20 protein-coding genes are annotated in these 23,514 nt (G+C 41.0%); 5 read left to right on the top strand and 15 right to left on the bottom strand.

Annotated elements, in window-relative coordinates:
* Positions 1–62: 62 nt before the first annotated feature.
* The 3 genes from ABWV72_RS12150 to ABWV72_RS12160 are packed head-to-tail and all read right to left on the bottom strand — an operon-like array spanning position 63 to position 2,957.
* Positions 63–599: a redoxin domain-containing protein gene (locus ABWV72_RS12150; RefSeq protein ID WP_353370767.1), complete on the bottom strand. Its 537-nt coding sequence runs from the start codon at positions 597–599 to the stop codon at positions 63–65.
* A complete protein-coding gene (locus ABWV72_RS12155) occupies positions 596–1,750 on the bottom strand; it encodes an MFS transporter (protein ID WP_353370769.1) in 1,155 nt (384 codons plus the stop codon). Before ABWV72_RS12155 ends, ABWV72_RS12150 begins: the two co-directional genes overlap by 4 nt.
* Positions 1,751–1,760: 10 nt before the next feature.
* Positions 1,761–2,957: an MFS transporter gene (locus ABWV72_RS12160; RefSeq protein ID WP_353370771.1), complete on the bottom strand. Its 1,197-nt coding sequence runs from the start codon at positions 2,955–2,957 to the stop codon at positions 1,761–1,763.
* Positions 2,958–3,076: 119 nt separating this feature from the next.
* Here ABWV72_RS12160 and ABWV72_RS12165 point away from each other — a divergent pair, with 119 nt between their 5' ends.
* Positions 3,077–3,988, top strand: a complete 912-nt coding sequence (locus tag ABWV72_RS12165) for a LysR family transcriptional regulator (protein WP_353370773.1) — start codon at positions 3,077–3,079, stop codon at positions 3,986–3,988.
* A gap of 128 nt (positions 3,989–4,116) precedes the next feature.
* On the opposite strand, the gene ABWV72_RS12170 is transcribed toward ABWV72_RS12165, so the two are convergent.
* Positions 4,117–5,103, bottom strand: coding sequence for a zinc-dependent alcohol dehydrogenase family protein (locus ABWV72_RS12170; protein ID WP_353370775.1), 987 nt, complete (start codon positions 5,101–5,103; stop codon positions 4,117–4,119).
* A 144-nt stretch (positions 5,104–5,247) separates the two neighbouring features.
* Here ABWV72_RS12170 and ABWV72_RS12175 point away from each other — a divergent pair, with 144 nt between their 5' ends.
* Both ABWV72_RS12175 and glpQ read left to right on the top strand, forming a co-directional pair.
* A complete protein-coding gene (locus tag ABWV72_RS12175) occupies positions 5,248–6,141 on the top strand; it encodes a LysR family transcriptional regulator (protein WP_303476392.1) in 894 nt (297 codons plus the stop codon).
* A 78-nt stretch (positions 6,142–6,219) separates the two neighbouring features.
* Positions 6,220–7,200 (top strand): glycerophosphodiester phosphodiesterase, encoded by a 981-nt coding sequence (gene glpQ / locus ABWV72_RS12180; protein WP_353370778.1) that lies wholly within the window; start codon positions 6,220–6,222, stop codon positions 7,198–7,200.
* 58 nt (positions 7,201–7,258) lie between these two features.
* On the opposite strand, the gene ABWV72_RS12185 is transcribed toward glpQ, so the two are convergent.
* Entirely contained in the window at positions 7,259–8,122 is an 864-nt protein-coding gene (locus ABWV72_RS12185) for a flagellar protein MotY (RefSeq protein ID WP_353370780.1), read from the bottom strand.
* Between the two features lie 204 nt (positions 8,123–8,326).
* Between ABWV72_RS12185 and rnt the strand changes: the two genes are divergently transcribed.
* On the top strand, positions 8,327–8,950 hold the full coding sequence (rnt, locus tag ABWV72_RS12190) for a ribonuclease T (protein WP_303500240.1): 624 nt from the start codon (positions 8,327–8,329) through the stop codon (positions 8,948–8,950).
* A gap of 143 nt (positions 8,951–9,093) precedes the next feature.
* Here the strand turns inward: rnt and purF are convergent, their stop codons facing one another.
* The 6 genes from purF to truA all read right to left on the bottom strand — a co-directional run bounded on the left by purF (position 9,094) and on the right by truA (position 15,014).
* A complete protein-coding gene (gene purF / locus ABWV72_RS12195) occupies positions 9,094–10,620 on the bottom strand; it encodes an amidophosphoribosyltransferase (RefSeq protein ID WP_216050229.1) in 1,527 nt (508 codons plus the stop codon).
* A 9-nt stretch (positions 10,621–10,629) separates the two neighbouring features.
* On the bottom strand, positions 10,630–11,121 hold the full coding sequence (locus ABWV72_RS12200; protein ID WP_216050228.1) for a CvpA family protein: 492 nt from the start codon (positions 11,119–11,121) through the stop codon (positions 10,630–10,632).
* A gap of 76 nt (positions 11,122–11,197) precedes the next feature.
* Positions 11,198–11,854, bottom strand: coding sequence for an SPOR domain-containing protein (locus ABWV72_RS12205; RefSeq protein ID WP_216050227.1), 657 nt, complete (start codon positions 11,852–11,854; stop codon positions 11,198–11,200).
* 48 nt (positions 11,855–11,902) lie between these two features.
* Complete coding sequence (folC, locus tag ABWV72_RS12210; RefSeq protein WP_353370783.1) at positions 11,903–13,174, bottom strand: bifunctional tetrahydrofolate synthase/dihydrofolate synthase; 1,272 nt, start codon at positions 13,172–13,174, stop codon at positions 11,903–11,905.
* Positions 13,174–14,022 (bottom strand): acetyl-CoA carboxylase, carboxyltransferase subunit beta, encoded by an 849-nt coding sequence (accD, locus tag ABWV72_RS12215; RefSeq protein ID WP_303500241.1) that lies wholly within the window; start codon positions 14,020–14,022, stop codon positions 13,174–13,176. Before accD ends, folC begins: the two co-directional genes overlap by 1 nt.
* 194 nt (positions 14,023–14,216) lie before the next feature.
* Positions 14,217–15,014, bottom strand: coding sequence for a tRNA pseudouridine(38-40) synthase TruA (gene truA, locus ABWV72_RS12220; protein ID WP_303500242.1), 798 nt, complete (start codon positions 15,012–15,014; stop codon positions 14,217–14,219).
* 343 nt (positions 15,015–15,357) lie between these two features.
* On the opposite strand from truA, the gene ABWV72_RS12225 reads away from it, so the two are divergent.
* Positions 15,358–16,053: a DUF6090 family protein gene (locus ABWV72_RS12225; RefSeq protein ID WP_342807400.1), complete on the top strand. Its 696-nt coding sequence runs from the start codon at positions 15,358–15,360 to the stop codon at positions 16,051–16,053.
* 307 nt (positions 16,054–16,360) lie between these two features.
* On the opposite strand, the gene ABWV72_RS12230 is transcribed toward ABWV72_RS12225, so the two are convergent.
* From ABWV72_RS12230 to ABWV72_RS12245, 4 genes are all read right to left on the bottom strand, one after another.
* Positions 16,361–19,648, bottom strand: coding sequence for a FimV/HubP family polar landmark protein (locus ABWV72_RS12230; protein WP_353370786.1), 3,288 nt, complete (start codon positions 19,646–19,648; stop codon positions 16,361–16,363).
* Between the two features lie 406 nt (positions 19,649–20,054).
* On the bottom strand, positions 20,055–21,071 hold the full coding sequence (locus ABWV72_RS12235; RefSeq protein WP_216050221.1) for an aspartate-semialdehyde dehydrogenase: 1,017 nt from the start codon (positions 21,069–21,071) through the stop codon (positions 20,055–20,057).
* 58 nt (positions 21,072–21,129) lie between these two features.
* A complete protein-coding gene (locus tag ABWV72_RS12240; protein WP_353370789.1) occupies positions 21,130–22,260 on the bottom strand; it encodes a 4-phosphoerythronate dehydrogenase in 1,131 nt (376 codons plus the stop codon).
* Between the two features lie 379 nt (positions 22,261–22,639).
* Positions 22,640–23,176: a hypothetical protein gene (locus ABWV72_RS12245; RefSeq protein WP_353370791.1), complete on the bottom strand. Its 537-nt coding sequence runs from the start codon at positions 23,174–23,176 to the stop codon at positions 22,640–22,642.
* Positions 23,177–23,514: the final 338 nt, after the last annotated feature.

Consider the following 23,514-nt stretch of genomic DNA (forward strand, 5'->3'; position numbering starts at 1 on the left):
CTATCAACCTAAATCCCCTAATCCTCAAACTTACCTAGGATTAGGGGTTTAGAAAATAATAACTAATAGACTAGTGTGCCGCGAATCGGGTAGTCCGTTTGTTTACGAACAAAGGTTAACCCTCTCACTACCACGTCTAATTCTGGGCGTAAAAAAGGCCCATTGGAAATATCCACAGCCTGCAATACCCCCTCCCCGTTTATGACAAACAGGGCCGGTTCTGAAAAATCATGATCGGTTTCTTTATCAGAGCGTGGAGCCGAGATATACAAGCCTAGCTGTTTCATTTGCTCAACGGTTAACCCATAAGCGATAGGAAAAGACACATCTAAGCTGTCCATGTTGTCGGTTAGTTGTGCCTTTGAATCTGCTGAGACGGCAGTGACACTCACCCCAATAGCATTTAACGCTTCTTTGTGCTGCTCTAATAAGTTTAAGTAGCGTACACACAAGGGGCAATGTTTGCCTCGATACACCACCAGCATTTGCCAGTCGGCATCACCGTGCGCCTGTCCTAAATTAACCCTAGAGCCATCAAGAAGCGTTGCTTCAATGGACGGAAACGTACTACCAGGAATGGGTTTTACTAAATTTGTCATGTTGAACTCTTTACCTTGTTTGTGAATCTCAGCGTTTTAATCCATAAAATGCTGGCAATGAACACAGATAGCACCATACAGCTTAAAAATATATTGTCTATTCCACCAGGTATGTACTCAACAAAAGACGTTAAGAATTGCCCTAAGAACACCGCCATGGTGAAGTACGATAAATTTCGACCTCGCACTTTTACTGCACTTCGCGCAACGGTCATGTGATTTAATAAAGGAATACTAAATCCAAAACCAAAGCCGATAATAACCGCACCAGTTACTAAACAGACTGTGCCTGTTTGTAGAAAGAACATGTAAGACACCGCAAAATTAATAAACGCCACGGATAAAACACCTTGTTCACTGAATAGTCTACAAAGCTTGGGGAGAAAAGAGGCTGCGAGTACCGCCATCAATGAAATAAAGGCTAATAAAAAGCCCACTTGTGTTTCATTGTAACCTTGCTCTTGCATATTACTGGGCATTAAAACAAAGGCAGTGAAAAATAAAACCATCGACAGCATTGCACTAAGGTAAACACTGTTGAGGGAAAAGCCAGAGAGTAATTTTGGCGAGTCTTCTTCAGGTTCCGCTTGTATTCCAGCCGGATATCGACGAGGAACGAAAAGTAGCAGCATCACCAAAAACACCCAAGCAATTAAATAAAGTGACAGCGGTAACGCCCAATGTTGAGCGGATAGCAAACCACCTACAAACAAAAATACCACCCCACCTAATTCAATTGCCATGCCCTGTTTGGCGATCATATTTAAACGTTCTTCAGCAAAATACCAATGGGAAATTAACACCGTACATCCGGCCATCACGACCGACGTCATTCCCCCGAGTAAAAAACGATTGGCAAATATCCAAGCCGGCGCGTGCAACCAATATACACTCGTCCCCACCAGCCCATACAAAAATAAACCAATAATCAGCGCTGGATAAGCGCCATATTTATCTATCAATTTTCCCGCAATAGGCGCACAGATAACCGCGCCCAGGGCGGGCAATGTAACTAATAATATGGCATTGTCAGCTACCCCAAGGGCATTGGATATACTGACCAATCCTGGTGCTATAACGGCCCCTACCATAATGGTTAAACAGGCAATACAGAGCAAGGTATAGCGACCTAGCCTGTTGAGTTTAGTCATGAAAAGTCTCTCATACTGTTGAAAGTGAATGCTGTTTAGTTTTTGCCATCGAATTAAAAGCCGCACTAAACAAAATAAATAGCATACTGATGGCTACTACACCGGGCCATTGAAAAAGTGAAAATGCCCGCAGACCAGCAACCGAGCCTAATGCTCCACCAAGATAATAGCCGAGCATGTAAATACCATTAATTCGGCTTTGGGCGGTTGGATCAATACTAAAAACACGCACCTGATTAGCCACCTGAGCACTAAAAATGGCAAAGTCGATAAGAATAATTCCGATAATTAACGATATAAGATTGCCAGCAAATAATCCCGTTATGGCAAATCCTACAGCGGCTAAAACGAGGGCCATTTTGATTAAGGTTTTAGAACCAAATCTATTCACCCATTTACCGGAAACCTTCGCCCCAATCACACCAGCCAATGCAATCACACCAAACAATCCGGCTTGTTGAGCATTGTAATCAAAGGGGGCTTCGCTGACATAAATAGCCAATGTTGCCCACAGGACATTAAAAGAAGCAAACCAAAGTGCGCCGGAAAAGGTAAACAGCTGCAGTGATTTATGCTGGCAAAATAGGCTCAAGGTACTTTTTATTAATGGCCAATAGCGCAGCGATGCTTGGGGTTTATTTGACGGCAAAAATACCCAAAGCAAAACACCAAGTAAGGCGGCCAATAACGCTGACATAACGAATACACTGCGCCAACCCAACAGCTCCCCGACCAATCCACTTAAGGTTCTAGACAGTAAAATACCAATGGTTAATCCCATCATTAATGTGCCAAGGGTTGTACCTTTGTTTTCCATAGACACCATTGAGGCGGCAAAAGGAATTAACTGCTGAGTAATATTGGCACTGGCACCAATTAAAAACACTGCGATTAACAGTATTGTGATGTTAGGTGCCCACACTGCCATTCCACAAGCAAACACTAGCACGCAGGATAGTATACCTATTAGTTGCCGCCGCACGACTGAATCACCGAGTGGGGATATAAACAATAAAGCAAAGGCATAACCCAGTTGGGTTAATCCTGGAACACTGCCAAGTTGCGAATCACTTAAATTAAACTCATTGGCGATTAGCGGCAAAATTGGTTGACTGTAATACAAGTTTGCGGCTGTTGAGGCAATGGCTGTGGTCATTAGCAGTAGCATAAAGGGACTTAACAACTGCTCTGGCTCCGAATGAGTCATATTTTATGTCAGGTAAATAAATCATAGCGCCAGCATAGGGCTTATTTATTAATAACAAAAATGATAACATTTTATGGAATCTATACAGATTTTATATATAAGTAAACTTGGGGGCAATCGTGGACATAAAAACATTAAAAAGCTTTATAACTGTGGCTAAACACAAAAGCTTTTCAGAAGCTGCGCGAGAGTTACATACTGTACAACCGGCCATTAGCCGACATATTTCTGCATTAGAGGCGGAGCTTGGGGTAAGGTTATTTAATCGAAACTCTCGAGATGTCGTGATAACCCCAGCCGGTGAGCAGCTGTTAACAGATGCTAGCGCGATTCTAACCCTTACAGATAAGGCAAAAAGCCAGGTTAAGCGTGCCCACAGTGGAAAAGTGGGTACACTGAATATTGCTCACTTAAGCTCAGCTTGTTTATCATTTATGGCCACTTTGATCCGAACCTACAAATCCCAGTTTCCTGAAGTCCATGTTAGCCTATTTGAAATGACAGCAACGGAACAAATTGAAGCCTTTAAGCAAGATAAAATCGATATTGCATTTTCAAGGCCCCTGCCCACGCCAATTGCTGATGAGTTTATTCGTCACGATATTTATATCGACAAATTCGTTGCACTAGTCAGCCAAAGCCATGCTCTTGCAGGTGCTAAACAGGTTGAGCTGGCTAAGTTAAAGACTGAACAATTTATTATTTTCAATCGTGATGAGGCCCTTGGGCTCTTTGATGAAACTATCATCCTGTGCAAACAAGCCGGATTTTCACCGGATATCATAAGTCAACCAAAGCATATGCAAACCTTAGTGACAGAAGTGGCTGCAGGTTTAGGGGTGGCGATCGCACCATTTTGTGTTAGTAAATTGTATAGCCGAGGCTGCCATTTTATTGCACTGGAAAATGTCGACACACAAATTCCCCTGCAAATTCAATTCAAACAGAATAACCCTAGCGCGACTGTGAATGCTTTCCTAAATGTCGCTTTAGCGGCCAAAAGTGAAATTCAGCGCAGCATGACGATTTAACCCATATTCTCGTAGCTTAAGCCTAGAATTAGCTTAAGACAGCGTTGGCATGGCAGCCTTAGGTTAGTCAAACGAATTGCAAAATTCAGGCTAAAGCGTTTTAGCCTGAATTCAGTTTAAAGTGAATACTAGATTTCAATAACCACTTTGCCTAACCCTTTGCCACTGGCTAATCTATCATGGGCTTGGCTAGCTTGATCAAGGCTGTAGTGATTTTCATTTAACACAGGTATTAACTTTTCAGCTTCAATTATTTTAGTAAGCTCTTTAAGAATAAGACTGTGTTCAGCGCGCTTGTAGTTATACAACATTGGAATAAGCATAAATACCACGTGCAAAGACAACCCTTTAAAATGCGCTTCGGTTAAGTCCAATTCAACCATGGAAACCGTAGTGGACACCTGACCATTTAATGCGGCAGCTTTAAATGAGTTGAGCATATTGGCGCCACCTACAGAATCAAAAACCACATCAAAACCAGCGTTATCAGTGTGTTTAGCAACGTAATCTTCTACTTTTTCTGTTTTATAATTTATTGCGATTGCACCAAGCTTTTCAATCAAGTTTAATTGAGATTGCCCACCGCCAGTCGAAAAGACCTTAGCCCCAAAATAGTTGGCCAATTGCAACGCGATGTGTCCTACACCACCTGAGCCGCCATGAACCAAAACGGTTTGATCAGGTTTTACACCAGCGCGTTTTAAGCCTTCGTAAGCGGTTATGCCGCACAAAGGAATCGCAGCTGCTTCGCGCATTGAAACATTTTTTGCTTTAGGGGCAATCAAATTAGCGTCCGCTACAATGTATTCTGCTAAGGTACCGAGTAAATCAGCCAAGCCACCAGCACAACCGTATACTTCATCTCCTACTTGATACTCGCTAACCCCTTCACCTACGGCTTCCACTGTGCCGGCGAAGTCCATTCCTAAAATGGCCGGAAGTGGCGGGGAAATAGGTAGTTCAGCGCCCATTTGACGCAGCATAGTATCAACTGTATTGACACTAGTAGCGGCAATCTTAACCAGTACATGACCAGACTTAACCTCAGGTTTAGCCACCTCGGCTGCTTCGAAAACGTCGCTGCTACCATAGGCATTTATTATCATTGCTTTCATATTCTTGACTCCTTATTGATTTGATGAAATCAGTATATGCAACCACCTACAAATTGATAATAGCCGAAAATATTAAATGACTTTATACATTTTATTGATAATAAATTTTATTGATAATAGTATTTATCGAGGAGAACAAAGAACATGAATTTAGATCATTTGAAATTATTTGTACGCATAGCGGCATTGAACAATATCAGTGCCGCAGGTAATGAACTTCACCTATCCCCTGCAGTATCGAGCAACTACATCAGTAAACTTGAAGAAAGTTTAGGCACTCGGCTGATCCACAGAACAACTCGCAAAGTATCATTAACAGAAGAAGGTAGAACCTTTTTACCCCATGCTGAAAACGTATTGATGAGTGTGGAATCGGCTATGGCATCCGTGGGCATTGGCAAAGTGACTCCCCAGGGAAGGTTGCGAATTACCGCACCCGCTTCATTTGGACGTATGCATCTAGTGCCTGCTCTGGCCGGCTTTCTCAAACACTACCCAGATATAGATATTGATCTTCGACTTTCCGATAGCATAGTCGATCTGGTTGAAGGCGGCTTTGATATTGCAATTAGAGACGCCTCATTAAAAGACTCTAGCCTGATTGCCAAGAAATTAGCGACAGATAAACGGATCGTCTGTGCATCACCCGATTACATTGCCGAGTATGGTGCGCCAGCGACTCCCGATGATTTGCAAGCGCACAGTTGTATTACCTTGGTCGGTTTAGATAACTGGCATTTCCAAACTGACGGTACTACTCAAACGATTAAAGTGATTAGCAGGTTTACTACTGATAATGGTGAGGCCACAAGAGACGCCAGTGTAAATGGATTAGGCATTACCGTTGCTTCCACATGGAGCGTTTACCAACATTTAAAAGAGAAAACCCTTGTTCCTGTCTTATCCAATTACCCGCTATTATCAGAAACAGACATATGGGCGGTTTTTCCGAGTTCACGACTACTAGCGCCAAAAGTACGCGTGTTTATTGACTATTTTACAGCGTATTTTGGCGATATTCCTTATTGGGATTTGTGACAATATTCACTGAACCTTCATATGTGAGTGTTATTGTTGTCATAATTATTTGTGCAAATGAAACAGAGGTAGGAAGGTATGTCGTACAAATTTCCGTTGTTAATGTGGTTGTGCCTGTTTGGTACGCAACTTTATGCTAAGCCAACGGTTATCGCCCACCGCGGAGCTTCTGGGTATTTACCAGAGCATACCATAGAAGCCGCCGTCCTCGCATTTTCCCAAGGGGCGGACTTTATAGAACAAGATTTGGTCTTAAGTAAAGACTTAATCCCGGTGGTATTGCATGATATTCACTTGGAAACCGTGACCAACGTCGAACAAGTCTTTCCTAAACGTCATCGGACTGATGGTCGATATTATGCGTTTGACTTCACCCTAGAAGAATTGCAAACCTTAAATGTACATGAACGTACAACCCAAAAAGGCGAACAGGTTTACCCCCAACGTTATCATGGACAGTCACCATTCAAGATCGCCACATTTGAACAACAAATTAATTTGATTCAACAACTTAATCGGCAATTTAAGCGAGATGTGGGTCTTTATGTGGAAATCAAATCGCCCCTTTGGCACCAAACTCACGGAGCGGACTTAAGTCAAATCACCCTGAATATCCTGCGTAAATACGGTTTGGATAACCAAGACAGCCATGTTTATGTGCAATGCTTTGACTTCGCAGAAACACAGCGTCTTAGGAACGAGTTAAATGCCAAGGTGAAGTTAATTCAGCTTATTGCTGAAAACAGTTGGCAAGAGTCGAATTCTGACTATGAATATTTGAAATCCGCACAAGGTCTCAAAGAAATTGCAAAAGTAGCCCAAGGTATTGGGCCATGGATTCCACAACTATTTGATTTTGCGAATAAAACACCAACTAGTTTACTAGCCAATGCCCATCAAGCAGGGCTGCTAATTCATCCTTATACATTTAGAAAAGACGACCTCCCAGCCAAGTATTCTTCGCAACAGGTGCTAGACATCCTATTCGAAGATTTAAAAGTAGATGGTTTATTTACCGACTTTACCGATGTGCTGGAAAATTACTTAGAAAAGCGATGATATTGCTCTAGAGTCACTAGTAAAAACTAACAAGCTCGCGATTGCGAGCTTTGTGAATTTAGGGTTTAGCCATTCGAATGATGACTCGACGATTTTTAGCACGAGACATCTTATTCGTATTGGTCGCCGCATGACGACGTTCGCCGTGTCCGGTGACCTCTATGCGATCAGGATCAACACCCATCTCTGTGAAGTACGCCTTAATTTCCTCTGCTCGACGAATAGATAATTGTTCGTTGTTCCAACGACCACCATAACTATCTGAGTATCCATCTAACAAAACCAGCTCAAGATCTGTATCTTCTTTTAAATAGTCCCCGATCATTTGTAGGCGTTTTTTAGAGTATTTGGTTAAGTCTGTACTATTGCTGTTGTAACTTAGCACTGTGTATGCAATATCTTCAAATGCAAAAGGTAATAAATTAGCGACACACTCAGCGAACTCAACATAGGGTTTCGAAAAGTTACTGGCATTTAAACCCACAGCGATACGATCGAAGTCACTATACCAATCTTGATAATATAGTGTTGGCCAAAAACCTTTTTCCAATTCAGTTAACATTGTCCAAGCGGCTTTTTGCGGTAAATCACTATTGTATTGTTTGCGAATTGGCATTTGCGCAATTTCACGCTGCATTTGTCCTGGCATCCATTTGGGTGGGACTGAATAAACGGAGGCAACAGAATAGGTGTTTGGTAACCTTAACATCTGCAACTCAAATTCCATATTCAGTTGCTTAGAAGCCGTGCTGTAAAAAGCAGCTTCTCCATAACCAGGAAGTTGGTGACTCAAAGTACATTGCAAGCGACTTTTTTGACTGACTTGCCACTGAGAATCCTCAACTGGCGCTGCATAATGACGCAAGCTAGCTTGGCTAGCAAAGCTGAGGGTTAAGCCCAAAAAAATCGCGCACTTTTTCATATCAGACAGAAATCCAGTAAATAGTGTTTATCCATTATAGATATCGACACTAGAAACAAAAAGTTTAATCACCCGTTGTGTACGGATAATAACCAACTAGACCTATCAAATGCAAATGCGCCTAAACATATTCACAACTGAACTGGTACAAGGCTTTAAAGGTTGACATAATAGCAAGCTATGTTGTCGATTAATAAGGTTATCATGTCAGATCCAATTCACCTGTTGAACCAACGATTTAGAGGGTATTTCCCAGTCGTCATTGATGTTGAAACAGCTGGATTCAATGCGCAAACTGATGCTTTATTAGAATTAGCAGCAGTGACATTGAAAATGACAGCTTCTGGAGACATTCAGATAGATAAAACGTTCCATTACCATATTAACCCTTTCGAGGGCGCAAACCTCGAACAAGCCGCTTTGGACTTTAACGGTATTGATCCTTATTGTGCATTACGAGGCGCGATTGATGAATCTGAAGCAATTAAAAATTTGTGCAAAGAGATCCGAAAAGAACAAAAAGCAGCGGAATGCCAACGCTCAGTGATTGTTGCCCACAATGCATCATTCGACCAAGGCTTTGTGAATGCAGCCATTGAAAGGTGTAATATTAAACGCACTCCTTTCCATCCTTTTGTATCATTTGATACCACCAGTTTAGCCGGTTTAACCTTAGGTCAGACGGTGCTGGTTAAGGCCTGTGAAGCGGCACAAATCGAATTTGACCAAAGAGAAGCCCACTCAGCACTTTACGATACGATGAAAACCGCCGAGTTATTTTGTTTTATGGTCAATAGATGGAAAGCCCTTGGTGGCTGGCCGATATAATTCACAATTCCAAGGGATGCTTTTAACGTGCTCAAAATAGCAGTAACGGGTTTACAAGGCTGAAATAAAAAGTGAGGCCTGAGCCTCACTTAATGTAAATCAACGATAAACCGCAAATTTAATCACAGTGATTAAATATAGGCTTAATCGTCATTATCCGAATCAATATTGTGCATTTCCAAATTACTTAATTCAGTTTGTATCATTGATTTTTTAGCCCCTTCAGAACGGGCCCCATCAACTCTCTCTAAATAAGCTTGGTCAATATCACCAGTTATGTACTCACCATCAAATACAGACGTTTCAAAACGAGTAATGGCAGGATTCTCAGCACTAACCGCTTCAACTAGATCTTGAATATCTTGGAAAATCAGCCCATCAGCTTTAATTAACTCACTAATTTCGTCGATATCGCGGCCGTAAGCGATCAATTCATTTGCACTTGGCATATCAATACCATAAACATTTGGAAAACGAATCTCTGGCGCAGCTGACGCGAAATACACCTTCTTGGCACCTGATTCACGGGCCATTTCAATAATCTGTTCAGATGTAGTGCCGCGTACAATTGAATCATCAACCAGAAGAACATTTTTGTCTTTAAATTCTGATTTAATGGCGTTAAGTTTACGTCGCACCGACTTACGTCTAAGCGTTTGACCTGGCATGATAAAAGTACGACCGATATAACGGTTCTTTACGTAGCCTTGACGGTAAGGTAAGTCCAACTCTATAGCAATTTGCAACGCTACATCGGAAGACGTTTCCGGAATAGGAATAACCACATCAATATCTAAATCAGCCCATTCTTTGGCTATTTTCTGACCTAGTTTTTTACCCATATTCACCCGCGAGGCATATACTGATATTCCATCGATAAAGGAATCAGGTCTTGCGAAGTAAACAAATTCGAAAATACAGGGAATATTTTTAGGGTTTTGCGCGCACTGTTTAGTAAATAATTCACCTTCTTCAGTCACATATATTGCTTCGCCTGGTGCGACATCACGAATAAACGTAAAACCTACGGCATCTAGAGCAACACTTTCGGATGCAACCATATATTCATCACCCTGCTCAGTTTTACGCTTACCTAAAGCAAGAGGACGTATGCCATATGGGTCTCGAAACGCAACCATGCCATTGCCGATAATCGCAGCAACCACAGCATAAGCGCCACGAATCTTCTTGTGCACATTGGCAACCGTGGTGAAAACCTCTTCAGGGGTTAAGGTTAAACCCGCACATTGTTGTAATTCATGGGCAAAAATATTTAATAAAAGTTCTGAATCAGACGTCGTATTGATATGTCGTCTGGCAATACGGAATACTTCATCTTGCAAATCATGGGCATTGGTTAAATTCCCATTGTGTGCAAAAGCAATTCCAAATGGCGAGTTGACGTAAAACGGTTGGGCCTCTGCTGAGCTTGAAGACCCTGCAGTGGGGTAACGCACATGACCAATACCAAATTGGCCTGTTAAACGTTGCATATGGCGGTTGTGAAATACATCTCGCACCAATCCATTCGCTTTTCTTAGATGAAACATTTTATCATCTATAGTCATGATCCCTGCGGCATCTTGCCCACGATGCTGAAGAACAGTTAACGCGTCATAAAGTGCTTGACTTACTGCACTCTTTCCAACAATTCCGACAATACCACACATGCAATTTACCTATTTATTCGGCGTTAAAAAACTGGAGTTATTTTGTATAAAACTAAAAAACCACTCAATAATGGGAGTGAATTCAGGAACTAATACTGACTCTATCCACCAAGATGACTCGGAAGCAGTAGTGAAGGTATCTAAGAAGAACAAAGCAGCACTCACAATCAGAATGCCACGGATAATACCAAAAACTGAGCCAAGGGCTCTGTCGGTACCTGTGAGTCCAGTAAACTGTACTAAGCGCGCAATTAAGTAATTTATCAATCCGCCTAGAATCAGCGTACTGGCAAACAAAATCGCTATGGACACCCCATTTCTGACCATCTGATCATCAAATTTAGTCATGTAGACGGCAAGGTATTCATAAAATTGGCTAGCAATAAAAAAAGCGGCGAACCAAATAGCTAAAGAGATAGCTTCTTTAATAAATCCCCGTACCAAACTTATAATGGTGGAGACAGCGATAACGCCAATGATGGTGAAATCTATCCAATTCATAATGACCCGGTCATATTAATTGTTGGTTCGTTAAAATCGCGCGCATTCTATCAGAGATAGCATATATTTCTAGTATTCATTTCACTGTGAATGGTGTTACTCGACCCTGCAACTTAGTCAATTCGCGAAGATGTGGAACCGCTTTTTGCAGTTTTTCTTTATTTAACTCAGGTCCAACAAACACTTTTGTTAACTCACCAGTGCTCGTTTGAACTGGTCGACTGAATGCTTGATAACCTGCATTTCGCAGTGTACTAAGCAATTCGCTGACATTTTTTTGATGACGAAACACACCTAATTGAACAACCCAACCTGCTTTGGCTAGTAAACGATTGTCCATTTTACCGGGATTGACTTCTACTTTGTCTTCAATCGGGTGATCTATTTCGCTCGGGGTAATTTTTTTATTTTCAGTTTTTTGAGAAGATGAATCATTAACCGGCGAGTCTTGGCGCGATGCCAGCTCGTTGTTATCTTCATTTTGGTTAATCTCAAAATCGTCGATTGCTACGTCAGGTACAATTTCAACCTTGCGATTTACTTCTTGTTCGACTTGCTCGAGAGGGAAATCTTGCGTTTCATTAAGTTCACGCATTTTAGGTTGATCTGGTATTGATTCAAATAGATCTTGGCTAGTTTGTTTTTCACCATCGAGCAAATCAGGCAGAAAAATCACTGCTAATGCAACGACTATAATGGTGCCCACCAATCGGTTTTGTAGTGCTGAAGACAAGACTTTTCCTCTTTTAGACCAGTAGCATCGTATATTTATTCAGTCGAATTAAGATGCTTGCAACACTTCGCTTACCGTGAAAAATGAACCAAACACAATGATCAAATCATCATTTCCAGCATTTTTCGTTGCTGCAAGTAGCGCATCAGAAACATGCTCAAACTCTACCACTTTTTGTGATTCAGTGAGCACTGTTTTTAATTGTTTACTCTTTGCGCCGCGAGGCACATTAAGAGACGCAACATACCAATTGGCTTTCAGCGATTCAAGTGGTAAAAAACTACCGGCGATATCTTTATCTTCCAACATAGCCACAACCAGATGCAATTGCGTGTATTTCATTCGTCCAATTCGTGCGGCCAATAACTCGGTTGCTTGCGGATTATGGGCGACGTCAACAATGATCTTAGGCTGCTGACTAATCTCTTCAAAGCGCCCAGGTAAGCTCGATTTTTCGATGAGTTCGTTGACCTCATCTTGATTGCGAGGTAAATGCCCTAACAAACTCAATACTTGCAACGCCGTTGACGCGTTTTGCATTGGGATCAATGGAATTGATAAATCACTAAATTGGACTGACTGATTATACCAACACCAACTTGTATCACAATCCTCAAAGCCAAACTCTTTTCCTTGCCAAGATGGTTGCGCTTGCATTTTATCAACCGCTATTAACAGTGTTTCTGGCGGCACTGGCTCGCCTACAACTACAGGAACCTTGGGACGCATTATGCCGGCTTTTTCTGTAGCAATAAGCTCTCGGGTATCCCCTAGCCAATCTTGGTGGTCAAGGGCAATACTTGTAATTACAGCGAGATTGGGATCAACTATATTAACCGCATCCAAACGACCGCCTAAACCAACTTCCAACACCACAAAGTCTGGTTGCTGATTGGCAATTAACACTAGCGCAGCTAAGGTAGCAAACTCAAAATAGGTAAGCGAAATAGCACCTCGAGCATGCTCTACTTGCATAAACGCATTCACATGCTCTTGTTCGCTTAGCATCAAGCCGTTAATGCGCACTCGCTCTGTGTAATCAATAATATGCGGTGAACTATACACGGCAACAGTTTGTTGTTGCATGCGTAACCCCATCTCAATCATTCGACAAGTTGTGCCTTTGCCATTAGTTCCGGCAACAGTCACCACAGAACTGTTTGAAAAATCTAAATTCAAACGCTCATAGACTTGCTGGGTTCGGGCAAGACCCATATCGATAGATTTGCTATGGATGGCTTGTAAATAATCTAGCCAAGTAGAAAGAGACCAGGACAAACTAGGCTTGTTCTGGTCTTCTGTAGATGTGTTATTTGACATTAATGGGGCTGTGTATGTAGCTTTTTCAATAAATCGTAGATTTTGTCACGCATCTGGCGACGGTCAACAATCATATCGATAGCGCCCTTCTCCACTAAAAATTCACTGCGTTGGAAACCATCAGGTAAAGTTTCACGTACGGTCTGCTCAATAACTCTTGGACCTGCGAATCCGATTAATGCTTTAGGCTCAGCGATATTAATATCACCTAACATAGCCAAACTGGCGGAAACTCCACCCATAGTAGGATCAGTTAAAACTGATATATAGGGTAAGCCTTTTTTACTCATTCGCGCTAAAGCTGCACTGGTTTTAGCCATTTGCATCAAGGAAAATAATGCTTCCTGCATACGCGCGCCACCACTGGTTGAATAGCACACCAATGGCATATTATGTTCTAAACAAGCTTCTACTGCTTTGACAAAACGAGCGCCAACAACCGAGGCCATGGAGCCACCCATAAATGAGAATTCAAATGCGGCACAAACTACTGGCATGCCTTTCAATTTGCCTTGCATAACAATCAAAGCGTCTTTTTCTTTGGTTGCTTTTTGAGCGGCGGCTAGGCGATCTTTATAACGTTTAGAGTCTTTGAATTTCAATACATCTTGAGGCTCTAAATCTTCTCCGATTTCTTTTCGATCGGCCTGATCTAAAAAGGAGTTAATTCTTGCTCGAGCCGTGATGCGCATGTGGTGATCACATTTAGGGCACACTTCAAGCTGCTTCTCTAATTCGGTTTTATATAAAACCGCTCCACAAGATCCACATTTAGTCCAAATCCCCTCAGGCACATTACTTTTAATAGAGGACTGGGTTCGCGGTAGTATTTTTTGTATCCAACTCATTCAATTCATCCTAATTGCAAAAATTTGCGCTGTATATGCTGCTATTTTCGCCAAAATCATGATTAATATCGCATTATCGACATCTTATCGACGTAAAATATCTATTCTCGCCATTAAAACATAGTTTAGTCTTGGGAAGAAAACAAAACTGGTCTAAGAAGTAGTAACACTGATTCCGATTGATCGAATGACACTCAGAAAAATGCCGGACCTAATGGAATCTCAGGAATCCCAAAATGCTCAGGATAAAGTACATCAACTAAATACAAGCCATTTGGTTTAGCCGTAGCCCCTGCCTTAGCCCTGTCTTTTTGATCAAGCAATTTTTTCATCCATTCAACCGGTTGCTCACCACTGCCTATTACGGCAAGACTGCCGGTAATATTTCGTACCATATGATGCAAAAATGCGTTTGCTTGCACATCAATCATAATGTATTGACCGCGTCGTGTAACCTGAATATGTTCAAGCCTACGCACTGGCGAATTAGCTTGGCATAACGAGGCTCTGAATGCACTAAAATCATGCTCTCCCACCAAACATTGTGCTGCTTCATGCATTTTTTGATGGTCAAGTTCAGTATACATATGTGTCAAGCCACCTGCCAGTATTGCTGGGCGAAATGGATTGTTATAAATAATATAACGATAGCGTCGTCCTACCGCAGAAAAACGCGCGTGAAAATCGGGACTCACTTGCTTCGCCCATTTGACAGCAATATCTTTGGGCAAATGCGTATTCACCCCTAATGTCCAACTTCTTTCTGGTCGAAAAGCAGGTGTTTCGAAATGCACTACTTGACCAGTAGCGTGAACCCCAGCATCTGTTCTGCCAGCACATAATACAGCGACAGGATGATTTGCAACTTTGCTCAAGGCTTTTTCTAAATGCAATTGCACACTAGTGACTTGAGATTGTCTTTGCCAGCCATAATAATTGCTGCCATCGTATTCAATCCCTAATGCGATTCGATTTGTTTGTTGTTGTTCCACTGAGGCCCTTGTTTAAAAGTTCTGAATTCCACTAAACGCATTATTTGCGCTATTCAATGCTAAAAATTGCGACATTGTAATGAAATTTACATTACTTTTCATAGCATGTTTGTAAATAGTAGATTGAAAGATAGGTTAAGTTTCCAAATCATAGTCGATAACACACAATAAATATTCAAAATTACTATTTGATAACGGCCGCACTGGAACTTAAAACTACCGATTTTAACGCGTTTTAACGATGCAATTTGTTTAAGGTCACTACCACCAAAGCGAACCTGAGTGCCATATACAAGGTTTAATAGTATGCTAAGCTTGTTGAACACAAACGTAGGGACTCGACATGTTATTGAGAAGAATTTCAAAACACGTTAAAGCACAAGATTGGTTCGCTGTAGCAATCGACTTTTTTATTGTAGTTGCAGGTATTTTGATTGCTTTTCAAATAACAAGTTGGAATGAAGCACGCAAAGACAGCAAACGTGAGTTACAAATCATTACTCGTTTGCACTCCGACTTTACAATGCTTGAGAACGATACTGTCGAGGCTATTGAATTCATTAAATCAAATACGCCAATTGTAGAAGAGTTTGAACAGCAAATTCTCAATTACCCTAATGGTGCTGATATTGAACTGATGCAACGTTTTTTTGAAACTGCATTTTCTTTACCCCGCCCAGAAGGCCAGTCAGAAACCTACCAGCAGCTTGTTACTAACGGCGATATGAGTGTTTTAAATAACGAAACTTTGCGCGCTAAACTTGTTTATCACGCCTCTTTAACAGATTATTTTATTCATGCAAATCAAGCTAATCGAGAATGGACAAGGCCCTATCTCGTTTCGTTAGTGCGGTTGAGTTCATTGATCGACGTTTTACCAATGGATGAAGCAATTTCCTCGTCAGGCTCTAGAGCAGATCTTATTGTTGCAATTAGCCTCTACAAAGGCGCTTTCGAAGGTCAGTTAGCAATATTTGAGGCGCATAGAGAGAGCTTTGATAATCTCAAAAACATCCTCATCGAAGAGAGTAAAAAATAGAGTAACTTTGATTACAAAACATATTTCCACATTGAAATCATTGAGTTGATTACTCAGTATTTTAAGCAGTTACCTTTTAAGCCATTGATATTTGAATTTATTTTTTAGGGTAAGAAAGAACTGAGCCTACTCTATTTCAATGCAGCCGATGATTGAAGCAATACAATTTGGCTGCTAGTGTAAAGAACATCGGATAAGTAGCGCTAACAGTACAAAAGAATAATCAACCTTCACCGATTACCGTCGTTGTCTTAATAACCAATACGGCAGTTCGTCAACAAGGCCAATAATTCACTTGGTGAAGACTTTAAGCAAGTTTTTCCAGTAGCTCTTTAGCTTCCTCTTGCTGTGTTTGGTCTCCTTTTTGTAATACTTCTTCCAACAACTCTTTAGCTGAGTCAATATCGTCAGTTTCCAAATAGGCTTGGGCCAAATCTAACTTAGCACCAATGCCGTTGTCTGAGTCAACATCCACTTCGTCGGCTTCACCAAAACCTTCGTAAGATTCGAAGGCTGCAGCAAGATTAAGTTCCTTGTCAATATCAAGGGTCCCTTCGGCCTCGATACTTTCGTTGATTAAATCATCCACATCTAGAAAATCGTCTTCTGATTTTTCCTCAGTTACTGTTTCTTTGGTTTGCCCTGGCGCATCATCTATATCATTTAGAAGTGCGTCGAAATCCAAACCACTATCAATGTTGGCTAATGGATCTTTATCAACAATCGGTGAATTTTCCGGTGCGTCCATTTCGCTTGAATCAAGACTATCGAGCAACTCATCAAAGCTTGTATTCTCTAGCTCATCAAGGGAGTTCGTTTCTTCTGCATCATCAGAGGACAACCAATCACCTAACCCTGGTAAATCATCTAACTCTACATTTTCACGCTTTTCAGATGGTTGTTTTTCCGTCTGGGTGTCTTGCTCGTCTAGATAGCCTTCATCAAATGCTTTGAGAGCTTCGTCTAAATCGGCATCATCAAAACCATCCGAATCCTCACCCGTCAAACTATCAATATCATCAATACTTGGGATCTCTTCATCAAAACCCGATAATACTTTCTCTATATCGTCATCTTTCTCTGGCGGGATAATCTGCTCTAATTGCATATCATCCAGATCTTCGCTTGCGGAGCTTAAGGTTTCATCATCTAACTCAACATCAAAACTTGTGGCTTCAGATACCACTTCTTGCTCAAATTCATCTAGCGCCTTGTCGAGATCTTCGATGCCGTGATTTTCGGCTTTATTTATGTCGGTATCGCTCTCGCTACTTTGTTCGGCAGTTAAATCTTCTTCAGCGTGCTCTGTCTCTTCAAGGTCTTGTTGTTCTTCTACAACATCTAAAGCTTCCTCGATATCTTGAACTTGTTCGACTTCTTGAGCCTCTTCGACGTCTTGAACTTGCTCTACGTCTTCACTTTTTACATTTATATCTTGTTGAGACTGCTCAACAACAGGCTCTTCAGACTGGCCTTGAGCATCGGTTTCAGGTATGACGGCTTCGTCCGCAGGTTGTTGTTTATCAGCTTCAATTTCGGCTAAAAGTTCGTCTGCAGACAGAGATTCTACACTGCTGTTATCAACACTTTGTTGATTTAGTAAATCGTCGATGTCATCAACATCAACAATATTTTGATTTTCATCGATTTGATTGTCGTTGGATATACCTGCATCTAGGTCTTCTGTAGGTTGAACCTCTGCAGAGGTTTCAATTTCGCTGTCAACATCAGCTTCTGTTTCACTATCTTCGATCGCATCAAACAGCTCATCCGCAATATCGAGCTCTTCACCATCGTCAACATCAACGCTGATATCATCGTCATCTTCAATGCTCTCCGACAGTGAATCTAATTCCTGAATTCCCATCTGACTTTCAGTCGACTCGTCATCCGCAGGCGTTTCTGGCTGTTCCTCGAGCATCCCGCCCATTTGCTCCAGTTGCTCTATTTCATTGAGCAACTCATCAGTAATATTATCCAGTTGGGCATTCTGTTGATGAATTTCTTTATCAATACTCTGCAGCATTTCCTCATTCATTAAATCTGAGTTATCAGAAATAATTGAATCGCCATCTTCTTCTGCTAGTGGCTGTTCGAGCAATTCATCGATACTGATTTCTGGTTTGTCGGGCTCATCATCAATGTCTGGGGCTGAAATTGAAGGGCTTGATTCCGCATCCAGATCTGCGGCTTTGGAATCTGAATCGATTTGCTCAACGTCGTTTTCTGACGTATCAATATCTAAATCAGCTATTTCTTCGCTTAACTCGTCATCAGCACTGACATCAAGGTTAGATTCCGACAAATCCAATTCATCATCAGCTAGCACGTCATCGCTTTTTGCTTCTGCTAAACTGTCGCTTTCGCCTAATTCATCACCAATATCAGCAAGTAAGTCTTCTTCTTCATCAAATAAATTATCTAGATCGTCTTCAAGCGGGTTGTCTTCCTTTGCAATATCATCGGTCGACTCTTCTATCACTGGATCTAGACTTTCATCATCCAAATCATCAAAGGCTTCGAAATTGTCGTCACTGTCTGCATCTAAAGACTCTTCTAACTCTTCGGCCAAAACATCATCTAAGAGATCGTCATCGCCAAATAAGTCGTCATCGTCGCTATCATCTAGTTCTTCGCTTAATTCATTGGTTAGGGCATCAGCCAGATCATCCATTTCATCACTTTGCTCCAATATCGCAGCGTGATTTTCATCTAGTATGGCGTCAGTTTCAGCTTCAGTGCGCTTGCGACGAATTAACCACATTGCCAATGCGCCGAGTAAACTAATGGTCAAAAGTACTGAAAGAAAAATTAAAAACAGCGGGTCGGTTAGCCAAGCGAAACTATTTTTTTCCAGCTCAGCTTTACGCTGGTTTTCTGCTTCACGGGAAATCGCTAAAAGTTCGTTTTGCAATGCCAGCATCTGGTCCATTTGCACTTGTAATTCTTCATCAACACGCCCACGCAAACTGCTAATTTCGGTATCGACTGTATCTAAACGCTCAACTAGTTTGCGGTTTTCATTAAGTAAGCTTTGCACGCTTTCAATTGATTCGGCAAATTGCTGCCGAATTGCCGTAAACTGGCGATTTTGTTCCGCATCAAGAGCACTTAATTTATCTTCTATAACCTGTTTGGTTTCCGATAAGTCATCTTTACTGGCTGCTTCTTTTGAACGTCGAACCACGACTTTATCGGTTTCACCTTTGCTGAAAGCTTGCCATGCGCTATCGTCTTGCTCGGCTTTCATCTGAGCAACTTTAGGGTCTATTCTCGCCACATAACGTTCAGAAGGGAGTTGCAGGATACTGCCATCAACTAGGTGGTTGAAGTTTTGATCTTCAAAGGCATCAGGGTTGAGCTGATAAATCGCCTGCATAACTTGGTATACAGAAAGGTTCTTATTCTGACGGTACCTACTGGCGATTCGCCATAACGTATCTTCAGGTACCACTGGACCATAGGTAGTTCCAGAGAGCTCTGCAGTGTTACTTTTGGGCCCTCTAATTTGTAATTGTTGGGCATCAGTAGTGGCGCTAATAGACCAAAGTCCTACGCTGGCAAATAGTAAAAACGCTACCTGTCGCACATTCATATAATTAAGTCGTCGCCCTGTAATAATTATTATTTTTTGCTCACCTAGATGTGAACAATTCCATAAAAACTAATTGTGAAGTTTTATCTCTAATCAACCTTTATTACTGTGCAGTTAAAATTAGAGCTCTATAAAATGAGTATCAAGCAAAACTCATTCCATACTAAGTTGATTCAAAAATAGTGATCAATAAATATCGATTAATACAAATATAAACCACATAAGATGGATGATCTACATAGATAGAAAATTAAGCGCCATATCGCTGTTTTTTGCTGTTTTAACAACCCAAACTTGCCATTTTTCTAGATACTTACTTTTGGTTATCGGCATAGCGGTTGATTACTAAAAATAAATCAAAAAAAAGGCCAGACGTCAGTCTGACCTTTCATCAATATTAATCTTATTACATGTAATCTCGGACAAGCACTTCGGCTATCTGAACACTGTTTAATGCAGCGCCTTTTCTTACGTTGTCAGACACTACCCACATGTTTAAGCCATTTGGATGAGAGATATCGTTTCTTACTCGACCAACGAATGTTTCATCATGGCCACTAGCATCGCCAACTTGAGTTGGGAAGTCTTCTGGATTCTCCATCAATTTCACACCAGGCGCTTCAGCTAATAGTCTTTTAGCATCTTCAGCATCCAAAGGTGAATGGGTTTCTAAATGTATAGCTTCACCATGACCAAAGAATACAGGTACTCGTACCGCAGTTGCGTTGACCAAAATAGAATCATCGCCCATTATTTTTTGCGTTTCCCAGACCATTTTCATTTCTTCTTTGGTGTAGTCATTGTCCATGAATACATCAATTTGAGGGATTACATTAAATGCGATTTGACGACTAAAGGCTTTAGGTGTTATCTCTCTGCCGCTTAGCAGATCGGTAGTTTGTTTAGCTAATTCTTCCATAGCTGACTTACCGGCACCAGAAACAGATTGATAAGTGGCCACGTTAATACGAGCTATGCCAACGGCATCTTGAATTGGCTTTAATGCCACCATCATTTGAATAGTTGAACAATTAGGATTAGCAATAATATTGCGGTTTCTAAAATCGGCCAATGCATGAGGGTTCACTTCAGGTACTACCAATGGAATATCGGGTTCGTAGCGAAAATGCGACGTGTTGTCGATAACCACACAGCCAGCTTCAGCCGCTTTAGGTGCAAAAATTTCGGAAACACTGCCACCAGCAGAGAAGAAACCAAGTTGAACACTCGACCAGTCGAATGTATCTGCATCTAACACGGTAATCTCTTTGCCCTTGAAGGTCACTTTACCACCCGCGGAGCGACTGCTCGCCAATGGATACAATTTATTAACCGGAAAATCTCGTTGTTCGAGAATTTCAATCATGTGTTGACCAACTAAACCAGTTGCCCCTAAAACAGCAACATCAAAAGCGCGAGACATTAGTGCATTACTCCAAAAAATATAATCAAATTAAGCGAATCGTGAACAAACACGCAGCTTACTCTTCAATGGTATTAAAACCAAGGCCGTAGAGTGCCTCGGAAATGTCTAAATTTCCAGTTTTTAAGGTTACAGATGCAAATTCTCTTCTTATAGCATAGTGTTTTCGGCTATAAACGAAGTCTGCGGCTGATTTGACACCTTGTTTGAACGAGTCACTATCCATTTTAACATCGTAAGTGCTAAGAATTGCAGCGCTGACTTGCTCAAATTTGGTTTTATCACAAAGGCCTCTAATTTCAATCGTTTCAGCCGCTGGCAGACAACTTTCAAAATTTAATTTTTGCGGTAGGTCAAATCGTTTACACAACTGTTCATACAGCATGTAGGTACCTCTGGCTTTACCTTCAATAGTATGTCCAGCAATGTGGGCTGTAGCAATGCGGCTGTAGGGAACCAAGTCAAAATCAATCCCTGGTTCATTTTCCCATACATCCATATTTAGACGTAAGCCTTTACCACTTTGTAATAGGCTTTTTGCGGCTTGGTTATCAATGACCTCACCACGACAAGCATTGATTAATAATTGAGAGTCATGTAACTCGGACAAGCGCTTAAGATCAAACATGTGATGGGTTACATCGTCTCCTTCAGCAACAAAAGGAACGTGCAGGCTGATAATGTCACATTGACAAATCTCATCGAAGGAATAAAAACGTCTAGTATCCCCTGCTTTTTGTAATGGAGGATCACATAACTTAGTGTTTATACCCAGCACTTGTAAACGTTTATCTAACTGCGTGCCTACATGCCCAGCCCCAACGATACCAACCGTTTTATCAGCCAAAGCGGTTAGGTTATCTGCATATTCGTTTACCAAACAACTCAACACATATTCTGCCACCGCAATTGCATTGCAGCCTGCCGCACTGCCCCAAGGTATCGATTTTTCAGCCAACATGATTTTGTTAATATGATCAGAACCCGCTGTTGCAGTGGCCACATATTTCAGTTTTTGTGCTTTGCTGAGTAATTGCTCGGTTACTTTAGTTGTTGAGCGAACAAGTAAAACGTCAATATCCTTAAGATCTTCTGGTGTTAAGGTTTGACTTGAGAATGACTGAATATCACCAAGGGGTGAGAAAAAGTGCTCGGCATAGGGCATCGAGTCTTCATATAAAATTTTCATGACTAGCATTATTCCGTTGGTTTAGGAAAAATCTTTGAAAAACGAAAGGGCTACTATCTTGCTCGCGAAACTGGGCTAAGTGGTAATTCATGATCATTTCCGACCATTATCTAAATCTTAGTTTATACCTTTAATTTCAAAAAACATCAACACCTAGACTTTTCGAGTATAAATGGAGCAAATTTAAAAGGGGTATATTTTATTGAAAATCACTGTTAAATATATAATTTCCCTAAGTTTCACGACCATTAAACGCAAAAAAATCCGAAGGTATTTTACCTTCGGATTTAATTAAAACAATGTACCCCAAATGCAGTTGTCCAATTGTTTTCAAGTCACGTTTAACCTTCTAGAAATAAGGTTTTCTAGCCGTGATTTGTTAGCGTTTTAATTTCTTGCGGCTTAAACCTAAACAAGCAAGCCCCAATCCTAGAAGGGCTATAGAAGATATGTTAGGTACTGCAGCAGCCACTAAGTTAGTTCTAAATTGCAGAGTATATACATCATCGGCTGTAAAGAAACTTCCGACTGTTTGAATATTGCCATTAGCAACGATATCTGTTCCACCTGCTAACGATGTCAGCGCCCCAGCTTCAGTGCTTAAGAAAGGAGTAGTAAAAGATGAGCTACCCGCTGCGCCTTGCATCTCCCAAGTGTGTAAAAGATTACCGATGCCATCTAAAATGTTAAATGAAAAATCCAAATCAGTTAACAGAATTTGACTATTGAACAATACATAGTTTCCAAGATATTGCATACTGAAATCTGCGGACTGCACAATACTGCCGTCAATGGTGGTAATACCTGTCAGCGTCGGGCTTTGGTAATCCCAAAGAAAAGTGATTGCGGCTGAGTTAGCACCCCCCGATAACATCATTAACATTAAAGTACAAAAAGCGATTTTTATTTTTTTCACAACGATTTCCTATTTTTTTATTAAACCTTATTGAACTAACATGTTTGAATCAATCCACTTGATTTAGCACTTATGACTCATCACTTACAAGCAATTTCAAAGCCACACTAAATTCCAATTTAAAATCAAATAGTTAAAAAAATTTTTCAAGATAACTTTTTTACATTGTAAAAATAATTGACGAAAAAATAGTCACAAAAACTTGTTTTATCTATTGCTCAAATGGATGTAATAAAAGATTGTAAATGCTTTCAATTTACATAGAAGCCAAAATATTAACTACTTTCTTAGGCGAGTTAGCATAGCCAATAAACTAGCGAGCCTAAATTTATCCAATT

Origin of the sequence: Aliiglaciecola sp. NS0011-25, assembly GCF_040370605.1 — a bacterium.
GTDB classification, from domain to species: Bacteria; Pseudomonadota; Gammaproteobacteria; order Enterobacterales; family Alteromonadaceae; genus Aliiglaciecola; species Aliiglaciecola lipolytica_A.